Origin of the sequence: Chitiniphilus purpureus (genome assembly GCF_025642115.1) — a bacterium.
Taxonomy (GTDB): domain Bacteria; phylum Pseudomonadota; class Gammaproteobacteria; order Burkholderiales; family Chitinibacteraceae; genus Chitiniphilus; species Chitiniphilus purpureus.
Genome location: NZ_CP106753.1, coordinates 175,400 through 188,075 on the forward strand (window position 1 = coordinate 175,400; position 12,676 = coordinate 188,075).

General features: G+C 64.7%; 10 protein-coding genes. 3 read left to right on the forward strand and 7 right to left on the reverse strand.

Annotated features, from left to right (window positions below):
• Positions 1 to 10: 10 nt before the first annotated feature.
• The 3 genes from N8I74_RS00640 to N8I74_RS00650 form a co-directional block, all read right to left on the reverse strand.
• Positions 11 to 1,138, reverse strand: a complete 1,128-nt coding sequence (locus N8I74_RS00640; RefSeq protein ID WP_263124968.1) for a glycosyltransferase family 4 protein — start codon at positions 1,136 to 1,138, stop codon at positions 11 to 13.
• Between the two features lie 101 nt (positions 1,139 to 1,239).
• A complete protein-coding gene (locus N8I74_RS00645; RefSeq protein ID WP_263124969.1) occupies positions 1,240 to 1,998 on the reverse strand; it encodes a glycosyltransferase in 759 nt (252 codons plus the stop codon).
• 93 nt (positions 1,999 to 2,091) lie between these two features.
• Positions 2,092 to 2,745: a protein-L-isoaspartate O-methyltransferase family protein gene (locus tag N8I74_RS00650; protein WP_263124970.1), complete on the reverse strand. Its 654-nt coding sequence runs from the start codon at positions 2,743 to 2,745 to the stop codon at positions 2,092 to 2,094.
• Between the two features lie 337 nt (positions 2,746 to 3,082).
• Here N8I74_RS00650 and thiC point away from each other — a divergent pair, with 337 nt between their 5' ends.
• A complete protein-coding gene (gene thiC, locus N8I74_RS00655; protein WP_456298717.1) occupies positions 3,083 to 4,945 on the forward strand; it encodes a phosphomethylpyrimidine synthase ThiC in 1,863 nt (620 codons plus the stop codon).
• A gap of 84 nt (positions 4,946 to 5,029) precedes the next feature.
• On the opposite strand, the gene N8I74_RS19415 is transcribed toward thiC, so the two are convergent.
• Positions 5,030 to 6,346: a methyl-accepting chemotaxis protein gene (locus N8I74_RS19415; protein ID WP_408611848.1), complete on the reverse strand. Its 1,317-nt coding sequence runs from the start codon at positions 6,344 to 6,346 to the stop codon at positions 5,030 to 5,032.
• A gap of 197 nt (positions 6,347 to 6,543) precedes the next feature.
• Here N8I74_RS19415 and N8I74_RS00670 point away from each other — a divergent pair, with 197 nt between their 5' ends.
• Positions 6,544 to 7,899, forward strand: a complete 1,356-nt coding sequence (locus N8I74_RS00670) for a TrpB-like pyridoxal phosphate-dependent enzyme (RefSeq protein ID WP_263124973.1) — start codon at positions 6,544 to 6,546, stop codon at positions 7,897 to 7,899.
• On the opposite strand, the gene N8I74_RS00675 is transcribed toward N8I74_RS00670, so the two are convergent.
• On the reverse strand, positions 7,859 to 8,779 hold the full coding sequence (locus tag N8I74_RS00675) for a class I SAM-dependent methyltransferase (protein ID WP_263124974.1): 921 nt from the start codon (positions 8,777 to 8,779) through the stop codon (positions 7,859 to 7,861). The genes N8I74_RS00670 and N8I74_RS00675 overlap by 41 nt on opposite strands.
• A 151-nt stretch (positions 8,780 to 8,930) precedes the next feature.
• Here N8I74_RS00675 and N8I74_RS00680 point away from each other — a divergent pair, with 151 nt between their 5' ends.
• A complete protein-coding gene (locus tag N8I74_RS00680; protein ID WP_263124976.1) occupies positions 8,931 to 10,916 on the forward strand; it encodes a peptidase U32 family protein in 1,986 nt (661 codons plus the stop codon).
• Between the two features lie 24 nt (positions 10,917 to 10,940).
• On the opposite strand, the gene metW is transcribed toward N8I74_RS00680, so the two are convergent.
• Positions 10,941 to 11,534: a methionine biosynthesis protein MetW gene (gene metW, locus N8I74_RS00685; RefSeq protein ID WP_263124977.1), complete on the reverse strand. Its 594-nt coding sequence runs from the start codon at positions 11,532 to 11,534 to the stop codon at positions 10,941 to 10,943.
• Positions 11,531 to 12,670, reverse strand: a complete 1,140-nt coding sequence (metX, locus tag N8I74_RS00690; protein WP_263124978.1) for a homoserine O-succinyltransferase MetX — start codon at positions 12,668 to 12,670, stop codon at positions 11,531 to 11,533. Before metX ends, metW begins: the two co-directional genes overlap by 4 nt.
• Positions 12,671 to 12,676: the final 6 nt, after the last annotated feature.

The following is a 12,676-nucleotide window of genomic DNA, read 5'->3' on the forward strand; positions in this document are numbered from 1 at the left end:
GCGCCAGCGATCATTTGCGCAGTTTTCTGTCCATGCGGCGCACCTTGCGGTAGATCAGCCATTTCGGCGTCTTGAAGCGGGTGATGCTGCGATACAGCCACAGATAGCCCATCACGAAAATCAGCGCACTCCATTGCAGCGCGATCTGGTTGTTCCACCAGATGCTTGCGGGAATCACGGACAGCGAAGAAAACAGCCACAGATAGGGCGAGGTCATCGAGTTGCGCATCTTACGGTCGGCGCTTCGTGCGCTGCCGACCGCCCAGCGCATCATGCGTTTGTAGACCAGCTGGTGCAGATGCGCGGCATCGGGCAGGCCGGGATGATCCTTGCGGTGCAATCGCCGGTTGATGGTGAAGATCGTTTCGAAGATCGGATAGAGCATCAATACCAGTGCATACCATGCCGATACGGCGGGATTACGGATCACCAGCGCAATTGCAAGGCCCGCCACGCCGAATCCGATGGTATAGGCGCCACCGTCGCCAAGGAAAATCAATCCGCGCGGCCAATTCCAGAACATGAAACCCGCGCATGCCCCAAGCAGGGCTACCGCCATGACCGATACCTGGCGATCACCCACCTTCAATCCGATATAAGCAAGTGAAGCCAGAATGATCATGCCGACGGCGCAGGCGAGGCCGTTGTAGCCATCGATCAGATTCATCGCATTGATCACGCCGACCACGGCGACCAATGTCACGGCGACGGATATCGCATATATGGAGAAATACGCATCGATCCAAGGCAAATCGATCCGCACCACCCGCCAATTCAAGAGCGCAACCATCACGGTGACACCGATCACCATTGCCACCAGCCGGGTCTTGACCAGACCGATCTTCAGGATGTCCTCAAGCAACCCGCCAAGGAAGATCGGCGTTGCGGCCAGCAACGCAAACGCCGAAGCGTGCGCGAGTGCCCTGTCTTCGAACAACAGCAGAAAAGGCTGCACCGCCAGCAGCGCGGAAAAAAGGGCCAATCCGCCGACCCGGGGCACCGGCGTATCGTGGAATTTCTGCGTTTCGGTGAATTTGTCGTCCGCGGTCAAATGGTCGTGTTTATGTGAAAAACGCACCAGGAGCAGACAGACCCCGAAACTGACGGCCAACGCGACAAACAAGTAGAGCAATGACACAACGGGATGCTCAAAAAGTATTTATTCCGGCGGGCTATTCTGTCACAAAGCAAGGCCCACCGCTGCAGGCAAAACCCCATGCCTGGGTCATGCAGTCTGCGTCATGTCAAGAAATAGCGGAATGCCGAACGGATATGCCACCACAGCGGCCAACCCCAGGAATAGGAGGAACGGGTATGGCCATGCAGCACGCGTGCCTGCGGCGCCAGCGCCACGGCGCCACCCTGGCCCTGCAGACGTCGGCACAGATCGTAATCCTCGAGATAAAGGAAATAGCGCTCGTCGAACCCGCCCACCGCGCGCAGCGCGGCCGTCCTGAGCAGCATGAAGCAGCCCGAGATGATAGGCACCACGTGGTCGCGGCTGAAATCAAGGTCGCGCATCTCGTAGTGATCCACCCGTCCCGCAATCCAGCGGCGCGGCAGGAAGCGGCGGCCGAACAGGATGAATGGCGTTGGCTTGCGCTTGGCAAGATACTGCCGCTCGCCATCCAGGCCCTGCACATCGGGCATCACTGCGACAACGCCGGGGTGCCGGTCCAGATAGCCCGTCAATGCAGGCAACGGGTTGTCGTGCCACAGGATGTCCGGGTTGCACAGCAGATGCAGATCGGCCTCGGGGTAGGCGGACAACAATCCGATCAGCCGATTGTGGCCACTGCCGAACCCCAGGTTGCGCCCCTCGGTGCGATAGACCCAGCCACGGCGCGCCACCTCCTGCGCCAGCGCAGGGTCGACGCCGTTGTCGAATACCAGCACCATCCGGACCTGAGCGGCACTTTGCAGCAGGTCGAACAAGCCGGCCAACTGGGCGACGGGTGTCTTGTACACCACGATGCCGACAGTAACGCGTGCGCTCATCGAATAAGATCGGTCAGAAATCCGGCGTGGCCGGCAGACAGCAGGTGCGTTGGGCGCATCGGCCATCGGTGCCGCCGCGCCGGACCGGGGGGACTAGAAGGAAAACGCGCTCGCAACGTCCTGCCCCACAAGGCGCGGCAGGTTGTACTCGAACAGTTTTTCGCTGCGCCACGCCGCCTGATCGACGCGGGTGTACAGCGTGGCACTCATGATCGGCAGCGCACCGATGACGGCGATCAGGCGGCCGCCGACCGCAAGCTGCTCCTGCAGCGCGGCCGGCATGCCGGCGAGCGAGCCGGTAACGATGATGGCATCGAACGGCGCCTTGGCGGACAGCCCGCGCAGACCGTCACCCAGTTCGACATGCGCATTCTTGATCCCGGCGCGCAGCAGGTTTTCCTCGGCCAGCTGCTTCAATGCGGGCTCGATCTCCACGCCGTAGACCACCTGGCACAAGCCGGCGGCCAGCGCCATCAGGTAGCCGGTACCGGCGCCGACCACCAGCACGCGGTCGGTGGGCTTGAGTTCCACTTCCTGCACCAGGCGCGCCTCGACCTTGGGCGACAGCATGGAGGCGCCATGACCCAGCGGCAGCTCGGTGTCGACGAAGGCCAGGTTGCGTTTGTCGGCCGGCACGAAGTCCTCGCGCTTCACGTCCAGCACGCGTTGCAGGACCCGTTGATCGAGCACGTCCCACGGACGGATCTGCTGTTCAACGAGAAGATAGCGGGCGTGTTCCCAATCCATGTTTGCTTCACCTCAAGGCAGGCCGAATTCGGCGTGATGCGGGCGGAATTTAACTTGCGATTATCCCATATGTTCTATACGGTGGCAGCATTGTGTTTTCGCTAGGGGTTCCATGCCTTTGCCCTGCGCCACAGCGCGGGCGTGCCTTCTAAGATGGACGGGCGCCACGGCATGGATGAGAGAGTCCCTCAGCACCTGATCCGGTTCACACCGGCGTAGGGAAGCGAAACGATCCCGCCTGTCGGACGTTTCCCAGCATCCCCTGTGCCGTATTGGAGATGCCATGAACAAGCCGACCGAATTCCGCGCAGCCCAGGCGCATGTCGATGCCGCCGCCATCGCCCCGCTGCCCAACTCCCGCAAGATCTACGTCGCCGGCTCGCGCCCCGACATCCGGGTGCCGATGCGTGAGATCACGCAGACCGACACACCGACCGCGTTCGGCGGCGAGCACAATCCGCCAATCTATGTGTACGACTGTTCCGGCCCGTACACCGACCCACAGGCACGCATCGACGTGCGCAAGGGCCTGGCGCCGATCCGTGCCGCCTGGATCGCAGAACGCGGCGATACCGAAGTGCTCCCGGCGCTGACCAGCGAATACGGTCGCATGCGCGAAGCGGATGCCAGCCTCGATCCGCTGCGCTTCGAGCTGACCCGCAAGCCACGCCGCGCCAAAGCCGGCGCCAATGTCACCCAGATGCACTACGCCCGCCGCGGCATCATCACGCCGGAGATGGAATACATCGCGATCCGCGAGAATCTGCAGCGCGAGCAGTACATGGAAAACCTGAAGGCGCTCGGCGCCAAGGGTGAGAAGATGGCGGCGATGCTGCTGCGCCAGCATCCCGGCCACGATTTCGGCGCCAGCATCCCCAGGCTGATCACGCCGGATTTCGTGCGTGACGAGGTGGCGCGCGGCCGCGCCATCATCCCGGCCAACATCAACCATCCGGAAAGCGAGCCGATGATCATCGGCCGCAATTTCCTGGTGAAGATCAACGGCAACATCGGCAACAGCGCCGTCACCTCGTCGATCAACGAGGAAGTGGACAAGATGACCTGGGGCATCCGCTGGGGCGCCGACACCATCATGGATCTGTCCACCGGCAAGAACATCCACGAGACCCGCGAGTGGATCCTGCGCAACTCGCCCGTGCCCATCGGCACCGTGCCCATCTACCAGGCGCTGGAGAAGGTGGACGGCCGCGCGGAGGAGCTGACCTGGGCGCTGTTCCGCGACACGCTGATCGAGCAGGCCGAGCAGGGCGTCGACTATTTCACCATCCACGCCGGGGTGCTGCTCAGATACGTACCGATGACCGCTAACCGCATGACCGGCATCGTCTCGCGCGGCGGCTCGATCATGGCCAAGTGGTGCCTGGCGCACCATCAGGAGAATTTCCTCTACACCCACTTCGAGGAAATCTGCGAGATCATGAAGGCGTACGACGTCAGTTTCAGCCTGGGCGACGGGCTGCGCCCGGGCAGCATCTGGGACGCCAACGACGATGCACAGCTGGGCGAACTGAAGACCTTGGGCGAACTCACGCAGATCGCCTGGAAGCACGACGTGCAGACCATGATCGAAGGCCCGGGCCATGTGCCGATGCAGCTGATCAAGGAGAACATGGACCTGCAGCTGCAATGGTGCGACGAAGCGCCGTTCTACACGCTGGGCCCGCTCACCACCGACATCGCCCCCGGCTACGACCACATCACCAGTGCGATCGGCGCGGCGCAGATCGGCTGGTACGGCACCGCGATGCTCTGCTACGTCACGCCCAAGGAGCACCTCGGGCTGCCCAACAAGGACGACGTCAAGGAAGGCATCATCACCTACAAGCTCGCCGCGCACGCCGCCGATCTGGCCAAGGGCCACCCCGGCGCGCAGATCCGCGACAACGCGCTCTCCAAGGCACGCTTCGAGTTCCGCTGGGAAGACCAGTTCAACCTCGGCCTCGATCCGGACCGCGCCCGCGAGTTCCACGACGAGACGCTGCCGCAGCAGGGTGCCAAGGTGGCGCATTTCTGCTCGATGTGCGGCCCGCACTTCTGTTCGATGAAGATCACCCAGGACGTACGCGAGTTTGCCGAGCAGCAGGGGATGGAAGCGAACGACGAAGCGCTGCGCAAGGGCATGCAGGCCAAGGCCATCGAGTTCGTGAAGGGTGGCGCCAAGCTGTACGACAAGCTCTGAGCGCACCGTCGCGCCTGCCGGTACAACAGCCGCATTGCCCTGGCAATGCGGCTGTTTTCACAACCACGCCCGGCACCGGCAGCGCTAACCGGCCATCCGCGAGAGCTGCTGCACCACGTCGACCACGTTGTGCGCGCCGGCCCTGATCTGGCCGATGGCCTCGCCGGCGCCGTTGGCCAGCGCCACCCCTTCCTGCGCGGCATCCAGGCTGTGCTGCATGCTGTCGATCACCCCGCGGGTGCCGGATTGGATTTCCCCGATCATGCGGGCGATCTCGCTGGTCGAGTTTGTGGTCCGCTCGGCCAGCTTGCGCACCTCGTCGGCCACCACCGCAAAACCGCGCCCCGATTCACCGGCGCGTGCCGCCTCGATTGCGGCATTGAGCGCCAGCAGGTTGGTCTGGTCGGCGATCGCCTTGATGGTGTTGACGATCGAAGTGATCTCGCCGGTCTTTTCCCCGAGCCCCTGCACCTGCTGTGACGCGTGTCCAAGCTGGTCCGACAATCCGTTCATGGTACGGACTGCCTTCAGGATGATGCCCTCGCCATCCGCCGAAAGCTTTTCGGTGTCCTGCGCGATGCGGAACGCAGTGCTTGTCCCCTGCTGCGCGGCCTGCGCCTGCAGCACCCGCTCGGTGACGTCGCTGGCGAACTTGATCACCCGTGCAAGCCGCCCCTCGTCGTCACGCACCGGATTGTAGGTGGCCTCCAGCCAGATCGTACGGCCGTCGTGCGTCACACGCTCGACCTGGCCGGCGAAGAAGTGCCCTTGCTTGAGCTGCGCCCACAGCTGCGCGTAATCAGTGCTCGCCACATACTCGGGCTTGCAGAAGCGCCGGTGGTGCGTGCCGCGGATCTCTTCGAGCCGATAGCCCATCGTCTGCAGGAACACCGGGTTGGCATCCAGCACCGTGCCATCCATGTCGAACTCGATGACCGCCATCGAGCGGTTCAGCGCTTCGAGCAGGTTGCGCGCCCGGTTGGCCTCCTGGACCCGTGCGGTCACGTCGCTGGCGATCTTGACGATGCGCTGCACATTGCCTGTGGCGTCACGCACCGGCGCGTAGGTCGCTTCCAGCCAGATCGGGCGGGCCCCCTTGGCCAGGCGCTTGAACTGCCCGTTGAACGACTCGCCCTGGCGCAGCCGTTGCCAGAAGCGCTGGTATTCGCTGCTGCCGGCGAATTCGGGCGTGCAGAGCACCCGATGCTGCGCACCCCGCAGTTCCTGGGCGGTATAGCCGGTCACCGCGCAGAACGTGTCATTGACCTCCAGGACCGTCCCGTCGGGGGAGAACTCGACCACTGCCATGGCATTGCGCAGCGCATCGAGCACGCTGCGCAGTTGGTCGCGCTCCTGCAGCACCTGGGCCAACTGTTGTTGCAGCTTGCGGGAAGAAAACATCGGGCTATGTCCGTGACGGAAACTGGAGCAGCAAGACCGGCCCGTAAGCCAGCGTATCGTGTCTGCATACTGCATCAAGGGAGCCGGGTACACCTATCAGGCTTAAACCCTAATCTATATCGCGTATGCAGCATGTCAAACCGTCGCTGCGCTTTTCTGAGTAAGATCAACCGACATGATCCGATGAGGCCCCCACCATGCCGCAAACCAAGTTCTGGCTGCCCGAGTCCGAGATTCCCACCCACTGGTACAACATGGTCGCCGACCTGCCCAATCCGCCGGCGCCGGTACTGGGGCCGGACGGACAGCCGATCGGACCGGACGCGTTGTCGGCGATCTTTCCGGATGCGGTGATCGAGCAGGAGGTGAGCCGCGAACGCTGGATTCCGATCCCGGAACCCGTGCGCGAGCTGTACCAGCTGTGGCGGCCGACCCCGCTGATCCGCGCGCACCGGCTCGAAGCGGCGCTCGGCACCCCGGCACATATCTACTACAAGTACGAAGGCGCAAGCCCGGCCGGTTCGCACAAGCTCAATTCGGCGATCGCCCAGGCTTACTACAACCGGCTCGAAGGCGTGACGCGCATGACCACCGAGACCGGCGCCGGCCAATGGGGCAGCTCGCTGGCGCTGGCCGGGCAGATGTTCGGCATCGAGGTGCGCATCTACATGGTCAAGGTCAGCTATCAGCAAAAGCCGTTCCGCCGTTCGATGATGCAGACCTGGGGCGCGACCGTGCTGGCGAGCCCGAGCATGGAGAGCACCAGCGGCCGTGCCGCGCTGGCCCAGGACGCGGACAATCCCGGCTCGCTCGGGCTGGCCATCGCCGAAGCGGTCGAGGAGGCCGCCTCGCGCAGCGACACCAACTACGGCTTGGGCTCGGTGCTCAACCATGTACTGTTGCACCAGACCGTGATCGGCCTGGAAGCCAGGAAGCAGTTCGCACTCGCCGGCGAATACCCTGATGTGATCTTCGCGCCGTGTGGCGGGGGTTCGAACTTCGGCGGCGTGGCGTTTCCGTTCCTGGCGGACAAGGCCGGTGGCAGGACCGTGCGCCTTGTCGCCGTCGAACCCGCCTCGTGCCCCAGCCTGACACGCGGCCACTATGCCTACGACTTCGGCGACACTGTGGGCCTCACCCCGCTGATGAAGCAGTACACGCTGGGTCACGATTTCATGCCGCCCTCGATCCACGCCGGTGGATTGCGCTACCACGGAGCCAGCGCGTTGGTCAGCCAGCTCTACCATGAGCGGCTGATCGAAGCCGTGGCCGTGCCGCAGCTGGCCACCTTCGAAGCCGGTGTCACCTTCGCCCGGGCCGAAGGCATCATCCCGGCGCCCGAATCGTGCCACGCGATCCGCGCCTGCATCGACGAAGCCTTGCAATGCAAGGACAGCGGCGAACCCCGCGTGCTGTTCTTCAACCTGTCCGGGCATGGCCATTTCGACATGGCAAGCTACGACAAGTACTTCAACGGTGAGCTGGAGGACTACGCGTACCCGGAAGAAGCCATCATCGCCGCGCTGGCGCGCCTGCCCAAGGTGCCGGCCTGACCGGTGGGGCCGCCGACGTCTGCAAGGATGCCGGCGACCCGGGGCGGGGCCGCACCGCCAGCGTATAGGCGCTGCAGCCGCACAACGGCCGCCCGGTCAGCCAGCGGTGCGCCATCCCGTGCAGCGCCGCCTTTGCCCCGCACGCCGGCATCGCGTCGAACTCAGCGCGCAGGTACCAGCCGGGATGGCAGCGCGATGGCGCATCGGCATCCTCAAGCGCCCAGCGCAACGGCGGCGCCTGTGGCGGACACCGGCAGCCGCATGAAGGCCGGCGGCCCCGATACGCCATCCAGGGCGAGACCCAGTCGAACAGCAGCAGCACCGCGGCGGCTGGTTCGAAATGGCGTGCCAGCCGATGCAGCAGCGCCGCCACCGCGGTGGGATCGAGCGCCATCAACACCCCTTCCGCCCGCAGCACCACCGCCCGGCCCGCGGGGTCGGGCAATTGCCCGAACCAGTGCGGCCGGGCAAGGTCGGCGGCAAGCAGGCGCTGCCGTGCGCTTTCACCGGCCAGTGCGCGCTTGAGCGCCACCACCGGTGGCAGGTCCACATCGATCCACAGGTGATCGTCCGGCAACACCCTGGACAGACGCTGGTAGGCGGTATCGAGCCCCGCACCCAGGTTGAGCACCAGTACGCGCCGGTGCTGCGCGGCAAAGTCGGCGGCCTGCCGGTCCAGCCATTGCGCCCGCACGCAGCAACCGCGCAGCAGCGCCGGGTCGGCCCGCAAGCGGGCCAGCTCGGCCGGGAAGCGTGCCGCCAGCCGTTCGGCGGCCGGATCGCGAAAACCGAGCCCGGGGCACCAGCGCGCCGCACCGGCACGCGCGGCCAACGGCAGCAGCAGGGCATCGCTCATGGCGGCGGGTGCGGCAGCAGGCATGGGCAGGTTCCGTGGTGGTCACATGCCCCGACTATGGCACGCCCCGCTTATTAATACAAACGATTCTCATTTTTATCAATCAATCGAAGCCCCTATTAATCCGTTGATTTCGCTATACTTCCGCGCCTTCAGCCTGCCGTCGGATCCCGCCATGAGCCTGCCCGCCCATCATCTCGAACTGCTCGCCCCCGCCAGGACGGTCGAGATCGGCCGCGAAGCCATCCTGCACGGTGCAGATGCGGTCTATATCGGCGGCCCCACCTTCGGCGCGCGGCACAACGCCTGCAACGAGGTGGACGAGATCGCCGGGCTGGTGCGGTTCGCGCACCGCTACCACAGCCGCATCTTCGTTACGCTCAACACCATCCTGCACGACAGCGAGCTGGAGCCGGCGCGCCGGCTGATCCATCAGCTGTACGACGCCGGGGTCGACGCACTGATCGTGCAGGACATGGGCCTCTTGGAGCTGGACCTGCCGCCGATCCAGCTGCATGCCAGCACACAATGCGACATCCGCACGCCGGAGAAGGCACGCTTCCTGGCCGATTCGGGCTTCTCGCAGGTGGTGCTGGCACGGGAGCTGGCGCTGCCGCAGATCCGGGCGGTGCGGCAGGCGCTGACCGACGACACCACCATCGAATTCTTCATCCACGGCGCGCTGTGCGTAGCGTATTCGGGCCAGTGCTACATCAGCCATGCCGACACCGGCCGCAGCGCCAACCGCGGTGACTGCTCGCAGGCCTGTCGGCTGCCCTACACCCTGACCGACAACCAGGGTCGTGTGGTCGCCTACGACAAGCATCTGCTGTCGATGAAGGACAACGACCAGAGCGCCAACCTGGAAGCACTGATCGACGCCGGCGTGCGCAGCTTCAAGATCGAGGGCCGCTACAAGGACATGGGCTATGTGAAGAACATCACCGCCCATTACCGGCTGCTGCTCGATGGCATCCTGGAACGCCGCCCCGAGCTCGCCCGCGCGGCCAGCGGCAGCACCGAGATCTTCTTCACCCCCGACGTGGACAAGAACTTCCACCGCGGCCACACCGATTATTTCGTCAACGGCCGCGAGGGCGGCGATGTGGGTGCCTTCGATTCACCCAAGTACATCGGCGTGGCGCTGGGCCACGTGACCCGGATCGGACCGAAGTGGTTCGAGCTCGAAGCGAACGGGCCGCTCGCCAACGGCGATGGGCTCAACTATATGAAAAAGCGCGAGGTGGTCGGCCTGCAGGCGAATACCGTCGAAGCGGTGGGCGCCGGCAAGGAAGGCGGCATCGTGTGGCGGGTGTTCCCGAACGAGCCCATGGGCAGCCTTGACGGACTCAAGGTCGGCCTCTCCATCCACCGCAACCGTGACCATGCCTGGGAAAGGGCGCTGACGCAGAAGTCGTCGGATCGTCGCATCGCGGTCTGGTTCAGGCTGTCGGAAACCCCAGGCGGCCTTGCGCTGACCGTGACCGACGAGGACGGCGCGAGCGCGACGGCGACGGTCGATACCGCGCTGGAACCGGCCAAGGATGCTGCGCGCAGCGAGGCCGGGCTGCGGGAGGGCCTTGCCAGGCTTGGCAACACCCTGTTTGTCGCGCACGGCGTGGCGTTGGATCTGACGCAGCCGTGGTTCGTGCCGAACTCGACGATCAACGCATTGCGCCGCGAGGTGATCGACCGGTTGGACGCCGCCCGTATCGCAGCGTGGACACGCCCCCCACGCAAGGCGCCGGTCGAGCCGCCGGTCGCCTATCCCGAGAAGGCGCTGACCTACCTTGCCAACGTCTACAACCAGAAGGCACGCGACTTCTATAGCCGTCATGGCGTCGAGCTGATCGCGGCCGCGTACGAGGCGCACCAGGAGCCCGGCGAGGTGAGCGTGATGATCACCAAGCACTGCCTGCGCTTTTCGTACAACCTGTGTCCCAAGCAGGCCAAGGGCGTGATCGGCGTGAAAGGCCAGGTGCGCGCCGAGCCGATGACCCTCAAGTCGGGCAACGAGACCTACACGCTCAAGTTCGACTGCAAGCCGTGCGAAATGCACGTGATCGGCAGGATGAAGCCGCACATCCTCAAGTCGGCGCCGCCCAGCACCGTCGTGGCACAGCCGATCACCTTCCACCGCAGCGGGCCGCTGCCGAAGTAAGCGTGGGCCGTGCGCTGCGGCGGGCTAGGCGCGCTCGAAGCGCACCAGCGCAAGGCTGCCCAGCAGATTGGGCAGGACGTCCACCTTCTCGCCCTGGTGCAGCACCACCCGCCCGGTCGACCACATGCCCAGCCGTTTGAGCAGCCGTTCGAAGTCGTACACCGTGCACAGGTGGATATTGGGCGTGTTGTACCACTCGTACGGAATGGTCTCGGAGACCGGCATACGGCCGATCAGGAGCTGCCAACGGTTTTCCCAGTAGCCGAAGTTGGGAAAGGTGACGATGCCGGTGCGGCCTACGCGCAGTATCTCCTTGAGGATGCCCTCGACGTTGTGCATCGCCTGGATGGTGAGCGAGAGCACCACGAAATCGAACGCGTTGTCCTCGAATCCCGACAGGCCGGCCTCCAGATCGCTCTGGATCACGCTCACCCCCTTGGCCACGCAGGCGGTGACGCTCGCCACGTCGATCTCGACGCCGTAGCCCTGGCAGTGCTTGTTGGCGGCCAGCCAAGCAAGCAGCGAACCATCGCCGCAACCCAGATCGAGCACGCTGCTGTCGGGCGCGATCCAGTCGGCGATATGGCGCAGATCGGGGCGCAGGGCGGGGGCGTTCATGCGTGCACCTCGTTGGCGATGTTGGAAAGATAGGCGCGCATCACCGCCTGGTACGCCTCGTCCTCCATCAGGAAGGCATCATGGCCGTGCTTGGATTCGATCTCGGCGTAGCTGACACGCTTTCTGGCGTCGAGCAGCGCCTTGACGATCTCGCGCGAGCGCGCCGGCGAGAAGCGCCAGTCCGAGGTGAACGACACCACCAGGAACCCCGCCCGGGTCGCCGCCAGCGCGCGGACCAGGTCGCCGTCGTAGTGGCGCGCGGGGTCGAAGTAATCCAGCGCCTTGGTCATCAACAGATAGGTATTGGCGTCGAAATAGTCGGAGAACTTGTCGCCCTGGTAGCGCAGGTAGGACTCGATCTCGAATTCGACATCGAACCCGTATTTGTATTCGCCCGAGCGCAGCAGCCGGCCGAATTTCTCGCCCATGCCGTCGTCGGACAGATAGGTGATATGCCCCAGCATGCGCGCCAGGCGCAGCCCGCGGCGCGGCACCGTGCCGTGCTGGTAGTAGTCGCCGCCGTAAAAGTCCGGATCGGTCAGGATGGCCTGCCTTGCGACGTCGTTGAAGGCGATGTTCTGTGCGGTGAGCTTGGGGGCCGAGGCGATCACCAGTGCGTGCCGCACCCGTTCAGGGTAGGTGATGGTCCAGCGCAGTGCCTGCATCCCACCCAGGCTGCCGCCGATGACCGCGGCAAAGCAGTCGATGCCCAGAAGATCCGCCAGCCGTGCCTGCGTCTCGACCCAGTCGCGCACCAGCACCAGCGGAAAACGCGACCCGTACGGCTGCCCGGTGTCCGGGTCGATGCTGGACGGCCCGGTGGAGCCATGGCAGCCCCCCAGGTTGTTCACGCCGACGACAAAGAAACGGTCGGTGTCGATGGGCTTGCCCGGACCGATCATGTTGTCCCACCACCCAGGGTTCTTGTCGTCCTCGCGGTAGCGGCCGGCTAGGTGATGGTTGCCCGACAACGCATGGCAGACCAGGATGGCGTTGGAGCGCGCCGCGTTGAGCGTACCGTAGGTCTCGTAGACCAGCTCGTAGCGCGGCAGGGTGACGCCGGAGGACAACGTGATGGGCGTATCGAACACCGCCTTCTGGGCGGTGACAAGGCCGATGGAGCGCGAAGTGGTCATGCTGGG

Excerpts from the sequence above, each read along its gene's own strand:
- N8I74_RS00670 (WP_263124973.1), top strand. The coding sequence starts at position 6,544 with ATGCCGCAAACCAAGTTCTGGCTGCCCGAGTCCGAGATTCCCACCCAC.
- N8I74_RS00650 (WP_263124970.1), bottom strand. The coding sequence starts at position 2,745 with ATGGATTGGGAACACGCCCGCTATCTTCTCGTTGAACAGCAGATCCGT.
- N8I74_RS19415 (WP_408611848.1), bottom strand. The coding sequence starts at position 6,346 with ATGTTTTCTTCCCGCAAGCTGCAACAACAGTTGGCCCAGGTGCTGCAG.
- N8I74_RS00675 (WP_263124974.1), bottom strand. The coding sequence starts at position 8,779 with ATGCCTGCTGCCGCACCCGCCGCCATGAGCGATGCCCTGCTGCTGCCG.
- metX (WP_263124978.1), bottom strand. The coding sequence starts at position 12,670 with ATGACCACTTCGCGCTCCATCGGCCTTGTCACCGCCCAGAAGGCGGTG.
- N8I74_RS00680 (WP_263124976.1), top strand. The coding sequence starts at position 8,931 with ATGAGCCTGCCCGCCCATCATCTCGAACTGCTCGCCCCCGCCAGGACG.
- N8I74_RS00645 (WP_263124969.1), bottom strand. The coding sequence starts at position 1,998 with ATGAGCGCACGCGTTACTGTCGGCATCGTGGTGTACAAGACACCCGTC.
- metW (WP_263124977.1), bottom strand. The coding sequence starts at position 11,534 with ATGAACGCCCCCGCCCTGCGCCCCGATCTGCGCCATATCGCCGACTGG.